We start from the raw sequence: 15,184 nt of genomic DNA on the forward strand, positions 1-15,184 counted from the left end.
AATTACAGTCCTCCATTGGCGTCGGCGAGTTCGGCAGCCTTGCGTGCTGCGGCATCCATGGTGTCTACCTGCCCCAAGGGAAGCTGCGCTTGATTCAGGATCGCTTTGCCTTCTTCGGCATTGTTGCCATCAAGCCTGACCACCAACGGTTTGGGTTCGATTCCTTCGGATTTGAGGATGCGGTATGCCTGCACGATTCCTTTCGCCACCTCGTCGCAGGCGGTAATGCCACCGAAGACGTTGACGAAAATTGAACGCACCTGCAGGTCTTCCAGGATCACCTCGAGGCCATTGGCCATCACGTCTGCGTTGGCGCCACCTCCGATATCGAGGAAGTTCGCTGGCGTGGGCTTGGAGGCCAAATCCGCTCCCGCATCGGCGACGACATCGAGCGTGGACATCACCAGACCTGCGCCATTGCCGATCACACCGACCGAGCCGTCGAGTTTGACGTAGTTCAGGCCCATATTGGTGGCCTTCGCCTCCAACGGGTCCATCGAGCCATGGTCGGCCAGCTGCGCGTGCTCCGGGTGGCGGAAATCTGCGTTGTCGTCCAGGGTGATTTTTCCATCCAACGCGATGATCTCACCCGACGCAGTCTTGACCAGGGGGTTGACCTCCACCAGAGTCGCGTCCTCTTCGTCGTACACGCTGTAGAGCTGCTTGAGCACTGGGACTAATTTGGCGGTGTCTGCCTCGTCGAAACCTGCTTCTTCGGCCATCTCTCGGGCAAGCGTATCGGTAAATCCGTCCAGTGGGGAAAAGTTTCGCCGCACCAGGGCCTCGGGCTTTTCCACTGCCAAGGTTTCAATTTCCACGCCACCCTCTCTTGAGAGCATGGCCAGGTACCTGCGCTTCGTCCGGTCCAGCAGGATGGAAAAGTAGTACTCCTCGGCAATGTTGACCGCCCGGGCCACCATCACACGACGCACGGTGAAACCCTTGATTTTCAGGCCGAGGATCTCGTCGGCAATTTGCGCTGCCTCGCCTGCGTCTCTGGCCATGCGCACGCCACCGGCTTTGCCGCGCCCACCCGTTTTAACCTGGGCTTTGATCACCACCGGCCCGCCGATCGTACGCGCTGCACGCTCGGCTTGCGTGGCCGAGGTGGCTACTTTCCCGGGAACCACGGGCACGCCATGATCCTCAAACATCTGCCGGGCCTGGTGTTCATACAGGTCCATTGTCGCTCCATTCGCATGGGTGAAATGTATTCTCACCATGCTAGAGAAAAATCGGCAGAGATGTGGCGCCGGTTACTCCCAGACCGGAAGCATGGCCTCGTTGTAACGGGCGCCGAAACCGCCATTGGGCAGGATCTCCTGGATCCGTGCAAGGTCCTCGGGCTCAAGCACAACGTCTGCCGCAGCAACATTTTCCTCAACCCGCTTCGGGCTGCGGGTACCAGGGATAGCAATGATGTCATCACCCTGTGCCAGGATCCACGCCAGCGCCAACTGAGAGACTGTTATCTCCTTGGTGTCTGCTAGCTCGGCGAGCCGCTCCACAGCCGCGAGATTCTTCTCGTAATTGCCGGGCTGCCACCGCGCATCGTAGCTACGCATGTCGTTCTCGCCGTACTCAGAGGCTGGTTTTGTGTTCTTCGTCAGGAACCCGCGCCCCAGCGGCGAGTACGCCACGAAGCCAATACCCAACTCACGCAGCGTGGGGAAGAGACGTTCCACGTCACGCTCAAACAGCGAATACTCAGTCTGGAGCACCGAGACCGGCTGCACAGCATGGGCTTTGCGGATCGTCTCTTCGCCTGCTTCGCTGAGTCCGAAGTACTTCACTTTGCCTGCATCGATGAGCTCTTTGACAGTTCCTGCAACTTCCTCAATAGGCACGTTAGGGTCCGGTCGGTGCTGGTAGAGCACATCAATATGATCCGTCTGCAGGTAGCGCAGGCTGTTGTCCACGACCTCGCGAATGTGCTCAGGCCGACTATCAAACCCCAGGTTAGGCGGCGTATAGCCGAATTTGGTGGCTAGGACGATCTCGTCGCGAAACTCCTTCACAGCCACGCCGACGATCTTCTCGTTTTCTCCCCAGCCATACATTTCGGCGGTATCAAACATGGTCACGCCAAGCTCGTGCGCGCGCTGCAGCGCAGCCGTACCGCCTTGTGCATCTGCTGCGCCGTAGGCGACCGAAATTCCCATCGAGCCGTAGCTGATGGCCGAGGCAGAAAGTCCTTGGCTGCCAAGTTTACGAGTTTCCATCACGGAGTCCTTTCAGAGCGTCTTGTGGAATACCAACATCCTACGCCTTTTCTGACACTGAGTGCCAGGAAAAGCATTCGGTAGCGCAAGGTAAACTGCCACTATGAACACGCCCGCTTCGCAGCCACGCGACCTCCGCGAGATGACTCGCGCCGCCGTACGCGCCCAGATTGCGGACGTAGCATTGCAGCTTTTCGACGAGAACGGGTTCGACGAGACCACCGTCGACGACATCGCACAAGCCACGGGTATCTCCCGTCGCAGCTTCTTCCGCTACTTCCCCACCAAGGAAGACGTCGTCATCGGCGATCTCATCCCTGCAGGGGAGCAACTTCGCGATCTGGTGGCCGAGCAGCTCACAACCGAAACTTCCTGGGATGCTCTTCACCAGGCACTACGCAAAGGCGGCGCGCAGATCGACGCCGAGCCAGAACATTGGCTTCAAGTCATGCGAGTGATCAATAGCGCGGCCTCACTGCGTGCCCGTAATATTGAAAAGCATCTCACCTGGTCGTCGCTGCTGATTCCGCTGATTTCCGAGCACTGCCAAGGCGAAGAAAAGTTTGGCGACCTGGTCGCTCGCTCGCTTGTGGGAAGCGCGTTCGCCTGCTTCGATGCCGCTTTGGCTAGTTGGACCGAGGGAGAGGCTGCGGCGCCTTTTCAGGAGACGCTAGATGCCGCCTTTTACAGTCTCACCTCTCCCACTAACTCATAGCGCGGACCACCCGAACGACCTTGTCCCAGGTGGGATTCGTACAAGCCCACCTCGGACACTACCCAGGTGGGTCCCCGGTACACGCTCAGCGCGTGGGTGAGATCCCCCAGCAGCCACGGGTCGGCGAGCCGGCGGTGCGCACGCGCCACGATGAGATGCGCCCGCTGGCGTTTCGCCTCTTCCGGGTCCAGCACGCAGCCCGCCATGAATTTTCTTAACCTAGCGGTATCTCCGCCTACCCCGATCCACAGATTCGAGCCAGAAAATGAGCCCGCACCGGCAAGCTCTAGCGACATGGGTCCCTGACTCGCGGCAGCAAGATGCGCCAACAATTCAGATGGATCCTGCGCCGTCTCACCATAAAAGGCGCAGGTGATGTGCCAGTTATCGGGGTCGGTGAACCGCAGCTGGTTCTGATCCCGCGCGTGAATCTCACGCAAGGCCATGACTAGGTGTTCCCGCACTTCGTCGGGAAGGGCAATCGCCGCGAATAAACGTTTGCTCATTCCATCTACACTACCGGCGCGGAGCCTCCCTGATTCTCAACTGAGAGGTGCAAATTCTTCGCGTCGAACACGAGTGTGTAGTTGCCAGGGGTGTCGTCGATAAGCGTCGCAATCGGCCCCACGCGCGGCGTGTTCACAAAGGACACCAGCTTGGCGCCGGTCGCCGACTTCAACACCACACGTCCGAGACGGGGTACAGCCAGCACATTGATCAGCGCCAGCGGCATCTCAAGGGTTGCGTTGGGGTCCGGCACGGAAACATCCAAGGCATAGACACCATTTTCGCGGTTGACCAAATCGGAATCAGCCACGAACCACGACGGCCCATCGGCGCGCACGACGCGACCATTCTCAATGGCGAAATTGCCCGCCTCGGCAATCGTGCGCACGGCGGGTCGCGGGTAGGGAGAGGTATCCAACATGGTTTGAAGATCGTCTCGACCGGCGTCTAATTCCGCCGAAATCCACTCAGCAATAGGCGTCATGGCCCCGATCCTAGCCACTATATTGGGGTTATGAGAGCCAAGCAGATTGCCGTAGTCGGGTCCATCAACGCCGATCTGACCGTCACCGTCGAGCGCCACCCCACCCCCGGCGAAACCCTTCTGGGCAAAGGTGGCCACATCACCGCAGGTGGCAAGGGTGGCAATCAAGCCCTTGCCGCCGCCAAGTTGGGCACGCACGTGTCCATGGTCGGCGCCGTCGGTCGCGATGCCTACGCCGCGCCCGCCACCGAGCTGCTGCGCGCAAACGGCGTGGACATGAGCGCCGTCGCAGAGACTGACGAGGTCACCGGGCTGGCCGTAATCACCGTGAGCCGCGACGGCGAGAACACCATCATCGTGGTGCCGGGAGCAAATTCGCTTGTCGACGACACCTACGTCGCCTCCCACGCAGACGTCATCGAGGGGGCGGCCGTAGTGCTTCTGCAGGGAGAAATCCCAGCATCTGGTTTCGAAAAGGCCGTCGAGCTGGCCGAAGGGCGCGTCATTGTCAACTTGGCGCCCGTGGTCGAGGTGGATCATCAAGCGTTACTACAGGCTGATCCGCTCATGGCCAATGAGCACGAGGCCGGGCTCATTCTCGCCCAGTTCGGCATCGAGGCCGATGAATCTCAGCCCGAGGCGATGGCACAGTCGCTGCGCGAGGTTGGGTTTAAAACTGTCGTGCTCACGCTCGGCGGGGCCGGGGCCATCGTCGCGGAGGGCGAGGAATTGACCGCCATTCCTGCTGTTCACGTCAAGGCTGTTGATACCGTCGGTGCTGGTGATGCTTTCTCGGGCGCGCTATGCCACCGTATTATCGAAGGCGATTCGCTCGTGGAGGCGGCACGCTTCGCCAACCGAGTGGGGGCGTACGCCGTGACGAAGCCGGGCGCTCAGCCGTCCTATCCTTCGAGTTCGGACCCGTTGCCCGAGCTCTAGTTGATATACAGCATCAACGTTGGATCGAGGAGATGTTCCTGCTGAACCTCAAAAGTTCCCACTAGATCGTCAAACTCGTCGAGTTCACTAGGTGTGAGTTGGATGTGCTCACGTGGGTTTGGTGCCTGCATACCGCTGATCCTAGCCCCTTTCGCGCACCGAGGCATATAGCCTGGCGAAAACTTCCTCCCCGGCGCGGCGAATTCCGTCATGCTGCAGGTCAGAGGTCTCCCAGACTCGCACATCCCGGATTGATTCGGCAGTCTCAAGTGAGAGTTCTCGAGGCACGTAGATATCGTCGGTGTACACCGCCGCCGCGCACACTGTGGGTACGTCTGCCAGGGCATCTGGTGAATAGAGCTGCGCCCAATCGTCCTTGTTGGCCAGCTTTTCCGCCACGTCACGAAATGGCATGAGCGCTGGATCTTCCTCGAATTGGAAGGGGAAGATGTGCTCGCCGGTGAGATAGAACGGACCACTTTCTGTCGGCGAGGCATCTGGGTGGAAGCCCTCGAGTCCCTCGGAGACGCGCTGCGCACTCCAAGCGGTGGCACCAGGGACGGTTCCGCCATAGATCGATTCGTGGACCACCCCGTAAAGCGGCGCCTTCTCAAAGCTGACGCGTTCGCCGATATCGGCCAGCACGTCGGTGCGCAGGCGCTTCTCGCCACCCACCTTGTGGAAAGGCGCCTCCAAAAGCGCTGCCAGATCCCCAAACCCGACTCCTCTGCCGAGTCCGACACCAACGGTACGAAAGCGTCGCGACGAGAGCCTCTCCCCCGAGGACAGTCGCTCATCCGCGTTGTCGAGGTGGTGACAGATCTCACGAATGCGGGATTCTGCAAACGGGATTTCCTCGAAGAACTCCTGTTGGCGAGCCTCGAGCTTTTTGAAGGTAGCGCGGTAGACCTCGTCGGCGTGCCGATTAATAGAAGGCAGACCTCCGGTGAAGTAGGCATAGCGCGCAGACTCCGGCGCCACCGAGAGATAGTGCGTAATGCAAAAGCCGCCAAAGGATTGTCCGAGCACGTCCCATTGCTCGATTTCCAAGGCTGCTCGCAGATCTTCTGCATCAGCGACGATGGAATCGGCGCGCAACAAGGGGTAGAGGCGATCGTCGATAAGCGATGCTTTATCTATGCGTGTGGAACGACCCGTGCCACGCTGATCGAGCAGCACGATGCGGTAATGCTTGAGCGCCTCGGCCATCCAGCCGGTGATTTCGACGGGGCGTGGCACCGGATTGCCGGGGCCGCCCTGGAGATAAAGCAGGTACGGCAAAGATTCGTCGGCAACGAGTTCGCGGGCAAAGACTTCGAGCGTGCCAAGTGCAGGGTTTGCCCGGTCCCACGGCACCTCCAGGGTGTGTTCGTGCACACTTAACCCGTACTGTTCGAATGAAATCGTCTCCATTGTGTTGATTCTATCGGTAGAATTTAGGAATGAAACAGATCACCATTCCCGAGTTCGGCGCGCACATCACATCCGCGCCCCACCCCACTGGTAACCTCCTCTTCGTTTCCTCCAAAGCCATCCTTGACGGCAGCGCGCCCATCCGCGGTGGCATCCCCATCGTGGCCCCCTGGTTCGCCACCTTCCTGGGCGACGAACAACACGGCTGGGCCCGCACCAGCACGTGGGAAGTCGACGGACAACGCGCCACACTGACCCGCGATCACCTCGCGCTCGACTTTGAGGTAGAAGAGGTCGACGATGGCTACCGCTTCGCGCTTTCAGTGACCAACGAGGGCGATACCAACCGCGAGATCCAGCTCGCATTCCACCCATACTTCGAGGTCAGCGCCGTCGCCGACGTGGAAGTCACCGGCATTGAGCGCACCAAGATCTGGGACCGCGTGCGCCATGACAAGTTCAACCAACAAGGCCCCTTCACCTTCTCGGGACTGACCGACCAGATCAGCATGGAGCCACGCGAGGTCACCTTCACCGACGCAAAGCGCCAGATCACCATTACCCCCGAGGGCACTGACTGCACCATTTTGTGGAACCCGGGAGCAGATGCGGGAGCACGCATCGACGATCTCGGCGAGGGCGAGTGGGACCAGTTCGTCTGCGTGGAACCTGCGCTTCTGGGCAAAAACCACGAAGGCGTCGAGCTGCGTTCCGGTGAGACCCGCACCATTGCAATGACGGTGAAGGCGACCGCGCTGTAGTTAAAACATGCAAGGTCTATAGTTGGTACTACCGTTATTTTGTCGCCTTGGCCCCCTGGGGTCGGGGCGGCTTTATTCTTGATTTTGTGATTTCTTGAATTCGCGAAGGAGTAGGTAGTGACCGATCAACGAACCCTCGACGCAGTGGAAAAGGAGCCCCTGCCCGAGCGGCCGAACCCGTGGCGATTGTTCACCACGTTCCACTCCTCCGCCCCACGCTGGCCGGGTGCCCTGCGCGCCGCCACTGCGGTCACCGTCCCCGGCGCGATCGCGCTGGCGCTCGGGCATGAGAATGCCATCGTGCTCATCGCCTCGGGCGGCTTCATTGTCATTTACGGCGAGGGCCACCCCTACCGCTCACGCATCAAGGTCATGCTCATCGCCGCGCTCATGTTGGTGGCGGGCGCTACCGCCGGCGCGTTCGTCGGATCGGTGATGTGGGAGCAGCTCAACGCTGGTGGTTCCCAGTGGTGGCTGATGCTCTCGGGCATGTTCACGGTTCTGCTGGCCACGATCGGCGCGTACGCACAAAATGCGCTGCAGCTGCGACCACCTGGTGTCTTTTTCATCGTGATGGTCGCCGGTGGTTCCACGATGCTGGCGCGCTCCGGGCTCAACCCGCTCGAGGTCGGTGGCTGGGCAATTCTGGGCGCTGCCTCGGCGATCCTGGTGGGCATGTCCGGCGCGCTTGTCCACCCGCACGGGCCTGAGCGTCAGGCCGTGATCACCGCGGATAAAGCGGTGGCCAATTTTGAGGAAGCCGAGCCGACCATCGGCAAGCACCACCAGGCCCAAACAGCCGTGTCCGATGCTTGGTCCGCGCTCGGCGACGCAGGCATCATCTCGGGTGGCAAAGTAGTGCACCCCTCGCAGCGCCACCTCGTCGAACGCACCCAAGACGCGCACCGCAGGCTTGTCGTGCGCAACTCCGAGGTCGGCTACTCGCACAATAACGACGACGATCTGGGCGTGCTTTTCGACGAACAGCGCATGGTCATCCCACACACCAGACCGTCGGTGATGTATCGCCTGACACGGTCGGCCAACCGCCATTCGCACGCCTATATCACCGCGGAGAAAGTCTTCATCGCCACAACCCTGGCGGCTCTCGTGGGCGTGAGCCTCGGCTTCGACCGCCCCGACTGGGCAGTGGTCTCGGCGCTGCTCATGCTGCAGTGGGGTCCCGACCGCGTCCCAGGTCAAATCCGCGGCATCCACCGACTTGTCGGATCCCTGATCGGCATCGGACTGTTCGGCATCTTCCAATATTTTGAGGTCTCCGGGTGGACGCTGCTGCTCGCGCTGGCCTTCTGCCAATTCGGTGCCGAAATCTTCGTGGTGAAGAACTACGCCATCACCGTCGTCTTCACTACCCCGCTGGCGCTGCTGATGGGTTCTTCCCTGACCCAACCCTTAGGCGAAGTCTTCGTGGCGCGTACCGGCGAGGTGTTCCTCTCCATCGTGTTCGGCTCGCTCGCGCTGTGGCTGTGGCGGCCCAATGCCGAACGCCAGAACCACTACCGGTTGCTGCTGCGCTGCCAAAAAGCCATGGGTTCCCTACTCGGCGCGCTGATGGTCACCACGCCTGAGGGCGCAAAGGAAGAACGCCGCGACCTCCAGTACGAGCTGCTCTCCGAACGGCGTTCAGTAAATTCTTTGGCGATGGATCATCCCGACGATGCGCTCGAGGTGTGGGCCGATCACGTCGACGTGCAGCACTCCGGCTACGCAATGCTGGACTTCTGCAACGCGCATAACGACGAGGAACTCTCGACTACCCAAGTCGCCGAACTTGCCGACGACTTAAAGCGCGTGCGGCGTTAACCTACATCGTCTGGACTTGCTCAATCGCCTGGGTGAATACCTCAGGTGGCTGAGCGCCAGAGACCGCAAGCTTGCCGTCGAAAACGAAGAATGGCACACCGTTGATGCCAATCTGACGGGCCTGGTTGATCTCTTCTTCCACGTTTTCGGTGTATTTGTCGGTGGCCAGGACGTCGTCGATAAGCGCGCCATCGAGACCGATCTTCTCGCCGACTTCCTTCATCGTCTCTGCCGAGGCGACGTTCTTGCCCTCGGTGAAGAATGCGTGCTTCATCGCCGCGTCCCACTCGTTACCCACGCCATGCTCACGCGCGAGGTGGCCCACGCGGTGCGCGTTGTAGGTGTTCACCATGATCTGGTCTTTCCAGTTGAAGTCCAGGCCGACGGCGGAGGCGCGCTGGGCGAGGCCCTCCATCATCTGCTCAACCTGGGCAGGCTGCATGCCCTTCTTCTCCACGAGGTGCTCTACACCCGTTTGGGTAGGCTCCTTCGGAGCAGTAGGATCGAGTTCGAAAGAGCGCCAGTTAATTTCGACGTCGCCGTCGTACTTTTCCAAGGCCAGGGACAAATGTTTCTCGCCGATCGTGCAAAACGGGCAGACATAATCGGACCAGATATCAATACGCATATTTCATTCAACCACGCGCGAAAGAATCTATTCCTTTTCGCATGTGAATTTCGTTGTGGTTAGATGGGTCCCTGCATAAAGGAACATTGTCATTGTCCTCAACTTGGCCCTAAAGACACACCACCGTGTGCCTCGTGCGCGCCTCAAAGGAATTGAAAACCTATGGCCGAAAATAACTCGTCCATCAAATCACCGGCAGGCAAGGCCATGCGCCAGGCCCGTCGTAAAGGTAAAACAGTCGATGTGGGCCTCTACCCACACAACATGCACCCCGGTCTGGTCCCGGGCATTAGCGTTGACGAACAACGTCACACCTTCGGGGTGGACAAGCTCGTCTTCTGGCTGACCGCAACGGCGATCGTCGCCTTCATTATCTGGGGTGTGACCAACCCGCAGTCGGTAGCCGATACCGCCGCCGTGGCCTTCGACTGGGGTATGATCAACGCTGGTTGGTTGCTCAACATCGTCATGATCTTGGGCATTGTGATCATGCTTGTGCTCTCCCTTTCGCGCTTGGGCCGCATCACGCTGGGCAAAGACGGCGAGCAGCCGGAATTCTCCCGCTTCTCATGGATCGCCATGATGTTTGGTGCGGGTATCGGCGTGGGTATCTTCTTCTTCGGCCCCTCCGAGCCGCTGTGGCACTTCCTCTCCCCTCCTCCGGAGACGGTCGAGGCTGGAACCCCTGCCGCGCTGCACCAGGCTGTGGCCCAATCACACTTCCACTGGGGTCTATCCGCGTGGGCAGTCTATGCGTTCGTCGGTGCGTCGATCGCGTATAGCACTTATCGACGAGGGCGTCGCTCCCTCATCTCGTCTGTATTTACTCCGCTGCTTGGCCTAGGTAAGACACAAGGTGTGGCCGGTCGCGCCATTGACATGCTGGCCATCGTCGCAACGCTCTTTGGCACTGCTGCAACGCTGGGCCTGTCTGCGACCCAGATCGGCACCGGCGTGGAAATCATCAGCGGCATCGGCGAGGTGGGCAATAATGTCTTGATCGTGATTATCGCCGTACTGACTGTTGGGTTCATCATCTCGGCGGTCTCTGGTGTCTCGCGCGGTATTCGCTACCTGTCGAACATCAACATCTCGCTGACCCTGCTGCTGGTGCTGTTCGTCTTCCTCACCGGGCCGACGCTGTTCCTGCTGAACCTGATCCCATCGGGCACCTTGTACTACCTGTCCAACTTCTTGGATATGGCGTCGCGCTCCCTGTCGTGGGGCGCGGAGACTCTGGAATTCCAAGAATCCTGGACCGCCTTCTACTGGGCGTGGTGGATCGCGTGGACCCCATTCGTGGGCATGTTCATCGCTCGCATTTCCCGCGGCCGTACCCTGCGTGAATTCGCGCTGGCCACGATGCTCATCCCCACCGCGATTTTGATCCTCGCGTTCACCGTCTTCGGCGGCACCGCGATCACCTTCTCCGAAAATGGTGTCCCTGGCTTCGACGGAAACGCCTCGTCTGAGCAGGTCCTCTTCGCCATGTTCGACCAGCTGCCACTGGCACAGATCACACCGTTTATCTTGATTTTCGTTCTGGCCATCTTCTTCATCACTTCGGCAGACTCGGCGTCTGTTGTGATGGGCACGATGAGCTCCAAGGGCGATCCCGCCCCGAACAAGCTGGTGGTTGTGTTCTGGGGTCTGTGCATGATGGGTATCGCCGTGGTCATGCTGCTCACCGGTGGCGAAAACTCCCTGTCCGGTCTGCAAAACCTCACCATTTTGATCGCTCTGCCATTCTCGGTGGTGCTGCTGGGCATGATGGTTGCCTTCGTGAAAGACCTGCTCACTGACCCGATCGCTATTCGACGCACCTACGCCCGCAGCGCCGTGGAAAACGCTGTGGTGCGCGGCCTCGAGGAACACGGCGACGACTTCGAGCTCTCCGTCACCCACGCCGAGGAAGGTCGCGGTGCCGGCGAGGGCTTCGACTCCACCGACGAAAGCCTCACCGATTGGTACCAGCGCACCGACGAAGAGGGCAACAAGGTCGACTACGACTACGAGACCGGTGAATGGGCCGACGGCTACGTCGACGAGGCCCTTGAAGAGCAAAAACGCGAACAAGAAAAGCTTGACGAGGAAGAAGGCGACGAGCCGCAGAAGTCCTAGACTTGAGCCTGTGATTACTCTCGCAATTGATCTGGGAACCTCCGGCGCGAAAGCCGCGCTGATCTCTCCTGAGGGCACGTCTAGCTGCACAACCGCCTACCCCACGCATGTCGGGACGGGCGGTGTTGTCGAGCAGGACCCGCGCGATTGGCTGCGCGCCGTGGCCACTTCCGTTGCGGGGCTGGGTTCGGCTGACTATGACGCAGTCGCACTGACCGGCCAGATGCAAGACCTCGTGCGCTATTCCGGCGGCCACCTCGCAGGTGATGCATGGCTCTATTCTGATACCCGCTCGCAGCCTGAGGCCGAGCAGATCCACCGCGACTTCCCCGATTGGGACCAGCTGACCGGCAATGAGCAAGGCGCCACCTCCAATGCCGCGATGCTCATGCGCGCTGGGGTTTCGCGTGACGACGAATTCCTCTTCTCCCCCAGCGGCGTCGTTCTCAAGGAGCTGGGCTTGGGCAACCACGTCGACCCCACCACCGCGAGCACAACGGGGCTTGCGGGCAATGGCGATTGGCTGGATCCCGTACTCGAGCGCGTCGGCGTGCGCCGCTCACAGCTGCCCACAATTTCTCAGGGGCTGATCGGCCAGGTCGGCGCCAACGAGCTGGACTTGAAGGAAGGCGTTCCCGTCTACTTGGCTCCCGGCGATGCGGGTGCCACCACGGCCGGCATCGTGGGTACCTCGCCCGGCGCGGATTATCTCTACCTCGGCACCACCGGCTGGCACGCGCGTGTGCTGGAGCGTCCCCAAAACACCCCGGGTACAGTACACCGCCTGACTTTCGGATCCCACAGCTTACAAATCGCAGCTCTCCTCGCGGCGGCCTCCGCAAGTGACTGGGCGCGCAACCTCTACCTGGGCGGGACTTCGCCAGAGGCTGCCGACGCCCAGCTGACCAGCCGCGGCTACTCGGGATTGACGGCCATTCCCAGCATCAACGGCGAGCGTTTCCCGGTGCGCAGTGACACCTTGGGCGCGGGCATCGTCGATAAGCGAGCGACGACAACGCCGATTGAGTGCTACCAGGCGATACTGGAATCCGTCGTGCTGTCGCTGTCGCTGGCGTGCGATCCGGCCGATCGCGGCGACATTGCGGTCGTCGGCGGGGGTTCGCGCTCGACGCCGTGGATGCGGATGGTCGCCGATATTTTGGGGCGTCCGGCCGTGCTTTTCGACGACTCCGACGCCGCACTTCACGGGGCGGCCCTCTATGCCGACTCGGAGCTTCGCCCTTTGTCGCACACTCCGACGCGCCGCATCGCACCGGATCCGCGTGCTCATGACTCCTATGCCGGGGCGGCGCACAAGCAACTTCGCCTCATGGAGTTTTTGGCCGAATAAACCCGTACAATTTAAGCCATGTACGTTACTAACGCGTATCGCATGGACGAGGACGAAGCACTGCAGCTCGCCTCCGACATCGGTGTCGGCCAATTTATTAGTTCCTCACCCGAAACGGGTCTTGAGGCGACCATCATGCCTTTCGTGCTCAAGCGCGACGAGTCGGGACAGGTGCATGTTCAGGCGCATTTTGCCAAGGTGAACAGGCAATGGGAAGACTCCGAGGTAATGATCATTGTCCAAGGTCCCACGGCATATGTGTCTGGGGTGGACCAACCGCCCGAGCCCGACGATGCCAAGATGCCACGCGTGCCGTCGCTGGATTATGTGGCCGTGCACCTGAAGGGCATCATGCGCCACCGCGACGGAGATACCGCTTTTGCCACCGCGCATTTGAAGGAGCTGGTGGAAAAGTTTGACGGCCCTTCCGGATTTAGAGTGCGTTGATCCGGTTCTGGAGCTGTCCGGAGTGGATCAGTGACCGCAGGATGTAGTGCTTGAGGTTGCGGAAGCCCAGGGCGATTCCGCGGAGGTGCTCGAGGCGGCCGTTGATGGCCTCGACGGGTCCGTTGGAGGCGCCCACGTCGAAGTAGGCGAGGATCTCGCGGTGCCGCTTCCACAGTGACCGGCCAAGTTGGGCCAGCTCGGGGAGTTCTTTCGGTACACCGGCCCGGATGGAGCGCAGGAGCTTGTACATCGCGATCTTGCCCTCCCGCTTGCCGGAGGCCTCGTAGGCGGCGATGAGTCGCTGGTAGACGCCGTAGGTGACCTCCACCGCCGCGTGTGCATCATGGGCGGTGAACGCCTTGAACAGGCGCACCTTCTGCTTGTCGGTCAGCAATTCGGCGCGGGTGCGCAGGATGCGGCGGATCCCGTACAGGGGGTCACCGGTGCGGCCCCGGTGCCCGGTGGTGGCCTGCTGGATGCGTTGGCGGCACACGGTGAGCTTGTCGGCGGCAAGATGCACGACGTGGAACGGATCCATCACCGTCCGGGCAGCGGGCACCGCGCTGGCGGCCGCGGAGTGGTAGCCGGCAAACCCGTCCATCGTGACCACCTTGATGCGGTCCCGAAACACCTGGTCACGGGCGTCGAGCCAGTCAGTGAGGACTTTCGCCGAACGCCCCGGGACCATGTCCAACAGGCGAGACGGGCCGGTGCCGTCCACGACCGGGGTCAGGTCCACCAGCACGGTGACGAATGAGCTGCTGCCGTCACCGCGCACGTGCTTCCATTTGTGCTCGTCGACTCCGAGAATGCGGACGCCGTCGAAGTGGCCGGGCTGGTCGTAGACGATCGTGCGAGTCTCCGACAGTGCTAGATCGTTGACCAGATCCCACCCCAGCCCGAGGGCCTTGGCCACCGCGGACACGCTGGTGCGGTCGATCGCCAGGCGCTGCAGGATCCAGCGGCTGCAGCGACGCGTGGTCTTGGCCCGCGGCTCAGCCAACGCCGGCATCCGCTGCTGGAAGATGCGCGTCTCGCATTCGATGTTGTCGCAGGTGAAACGCGGTACTCGCACATGCAGCCTGGTGGGATGCCCGACGATCGGCAGATCGGTCACCTTCCGCTCGATGTGGTCACGCAGCCTCCCCTCCGTCCCGCAGTCGGCGCACACCGGGTCCAGCGTGACCGGGGAGCAGAACAGGTGCGTGAACTCGTCGGCCACCGCGGCGTCGGTGATCGTCACCCCGAGCTCGACGGTGCGGCAGATGGTGTCGGCAAGCAGGCTGGCGGTAGCGTTCAAAGCGGGTCCTGGGTGGTTCTGGGTGCAGGTGTAGGAACCGCAATCGGTGCTGTTGCAAAGTTCGGGCGACAGGAAGACCTGCGTGAAATAATCACAGCCATGGGCATCTTCTCCGGTCGTCATTTCCCCCGTGACATCATCCTGTGGGCAGTGCGGTGGTACTGCCGCTACGGGGTGAGCTACCGAGACTTGGAGGAAATGATGACTGAGCGGGGCGTGCCGGTCGATCACACCACGATTCTCACCGCTGGGTCCAGAAATACGCCCCTGAGCTGGACAAGCAAACACGGTGGTACCGGCAGGTACCTGACTGGCAGGCCAGTTCCTGGCGGGTGGATGAGACCTATATCCGGGTCGGCGGCAGGTGGTGCTACCTCTATCGGGCTATTACCGCCGGTGGCCAGACCCTGGACTTTTACCTCTCTCCGAAGCGGAACGTGGCCGCAGCGAAGCGTTTCCTGGCCAAGGCCCT

General features: G+C 61.0%; 15 protein-coding genes and 1 pseudogene. 8 read left to right on the forward strand and 8 right to left on the reverse strand.

Features of this window, described 5'->3' with window-relative positions; genetic code table 11:
• Nucleotides 1-2: 2 nt before the first annotated feature.
• On the reverse strand, nt 3-1,184 hold the full coding sequence (sucC, locus tag A37O_RS0103345; protein WP_018296081.1) for an ADP-forming succinate--CoA ligase subunit beta: 1,182 nt from the start codon (nt 1,182-1,184) through the stop codon (nt 3-5).
• Between the two features lie 72 nt (nt 1,185-1,256).
• Complete coding sequence (locus A37O_RS0103350) at nt 1,257-2,222, reverse strand: aldo/keto reductase (protein WP_018296082.1); 966 nt, start codon at nt 2,220-2,222, stop codon at nt 1,257-1,259.
• A gap of 103 nt (nt 2,223-2,325) precedes the next feature.
• Here A37O_RS0103350 and A37O_RS14540 point away from each other — a divergent pair, with 103 nt between their 5' ends.
• Entirely contained in the window at nt 2,326-2,937 is a 612-nt protein-coding gene (locus A37O_RS14540) for a TetR family transcriptional regulator (protein ID WP_018296083.1), read from the forward strand.
• Here the strand turns inward: A37O_RS14540 and thpR are convergent.
• Complete coding sequence (gene thpR, locus A37O_RS0103360) at nt 2,907-3,443, reverse strand: RNA 2',3'-cyclic phosphodiesterase (RefSeq protein ID WP_018296084.1); 537 nt, start codon at nt 3,441-3,443, stop codon at nt 2,907-2,909. The genes A37O_RS14540 and thpR overlap by 31 nt on opposite strands.
• Before the next feature lie 5 nt (nt 3,444-3,448).
• Nucleotides 3,449-3,928, reverse strand: coding sequence for a hypothetical protein (locus tag A37O_RS0103365; protein ID WP_018296085.1), 480 nt, complete (start codon nt 3,926-3,928; stop codon nt 3,449-3,451).
• A 30-nt stretch (nt 3,929-3,958) separates the two neighbouring features.
• Between A37O_RS0103365 and A37O_RS0103370 the strand changes: the two genes are divergently transcribed.
• A complete protein-coding gene (locus A37O_RS0103370; protein WP_018296086.1) occupies nt 3,959-4,867 on the forward strand; it encodes a ribokinase in 909 nt (302 codons plus the stop codon).
• Here A37O_RS0103370 and A37O_RS16865 read toward each other — a convergent pair.
• Both A37O_RS16865 and A37O_RS0103380 read right to left on the reverse strand, forming a co-directional pair.
• Nucleotides 4,864-4,998, reverse strand: a complete 135-nt coding sequence (locus tag A37O_RS16865; protein WP_018296087.1) for a hypothetical protein — start codon at nt 4,996-4,998, stop codon at nt 4,864-4,866. The genes A37O_RS0103370 and A37O_RS16865 overlap by 4 nt on opposite strands.
• 10 nt (nt 4,999-5,008) lie before the next feature.
• A complete protein-coding gene (locus A37O_RS0103380) occupies nt 5,009-6,280 on the reverse strand; it encodes an alpha/beta fold hydrolase (RefSeq protein WP_018296088.1) in 1,272 nt (423 codons plus the stop codon).
• Between the two features lie 29 nt (nt 6,281-6,309).
• Here A37O_RS0103380 and A37O_RS0103385 point away from each other — a divergent pair, with 29 nt between their 5' ends.
• Together A37O_RS0103385 and A37O_RS0103390 are read left to right on the forward strand one after the other, a co-directional pair.
• Nucleotides 6,310-7,041: an aldose epimerase family protein gene (locus tag A37O_RS0103385; protein ID WP_018296089.1), complete on the forward strand. Its 732-nt coding sequence runs from the start codon at nt 6,310-6,312 to the stop codon at nt 7,039-7,041.
• Between the two features lie 117 nt (nt 7,042-7,158).
• Complete coding sequence (locus A37O_RS0103390; protein ID WP_018296090.1) at nt 7,159-8,865, forward strand: FUSC family protein; 1,707 nt, start codon at nt 7,159-7,161, stop codon at nt 8,863-8,865.
• Nucleotide 8,866: 1 nt separating this feature from the next.
• Here the strand turns inward: A37O_RS0103390 and A37O_RS14545 are convergent, their stop codons facing one another.
• Complete coding sequence (locus A37O_RS14545) at nt 8,867-9,493, reverse strand: DsbA family oxidoreductase (RefSeq protein ID WP_018296091.1); 627 nt, start codon at nt 9,491-9,493, stop codon at nt 8,867-8,869.
• Between the two features lie 207 nt (nt 9,494-9,700).
• Between A37O_RS14545 and A37O_RS0103400 the strand changes: the two genes are divergently transcribed.
• From A37O_RS0103400 to A37O_RS0103410, 3 genes are read left to right on the forward strand one after another with little or no spacing between them, the layout of a single operon-like run.
• Nucleotides 9,701-11,614: a BCCT family transporter gene (locus A37O_RS0103400; protein ID WP_156802488.1), complete on the forward strand. Its 1,914-nt coding sequence runs from the start codon at nt 9,701-9,703 to the stop codon at nt 11,612-11,614.
• Nucleotides 11,615-11,624: 10 nt separating this feature from the next.
• Nucleotides 11,625-12,965, forward strand: a complete 1,341-nt coding sequence (locus A37O_RS14550) for an FGGY-family carbohydrate kinase (RefSeq protein WP_018296093.1) — start codon at nt 11,625-11,627, stop codon at nt 12,963-12,965.
• Between the two features lie 18 nt (nt 12,966-12,983).
• Complete coding sequence (locus A37O_RS0103410) at nt 12,984-13,412, forward strand: FMN-binding negative transcriptional regulator (RefSeq protein WP_018296094.1); 429 nt, start codon at nt 12,984-12,986, stop codon at nt 13,410-13,412.
• Here the strand turns inward: A37O_RS0103410 and A37O_RS0103415 are convergent.
• Nucleotides 13,399-14,712, reverse strand: a complete 1,314-nt coding sequence (locus tag A37O_RS0103415) for an ISL3 family transposase (protein ID WP_026196097.1) — start codon at nt 14,710-14,712, stop codon at nt 13,399-13,401. The two genes, A37O_RS0103410 and A37O_RS0103415, sit on opposite strands and share 14 nt — an antisense overlap.
• Before the next feature lie 99 nt (nt 14,713-14,811).
• Between A37O_RS0103415 and A37O_RS16035 the strand changes: the two are divergent.
• Nucleotides 14,812-15,184, forward strand: a pseudogene (locus tag A37O_RS16035) (IS6 family transposase); the annotation flags it as partial.

The sequence above is a fragment of the Corynebacterium lubricantis DSM 45231 genome (assembly GCF_000379425.1).
GTDB lineage: Bacteria > Actinomycetota > Actinomycetes > Mycobacteriales > Mycobacteriaceae > Corynebacterium > Corynebacterium lubricantis.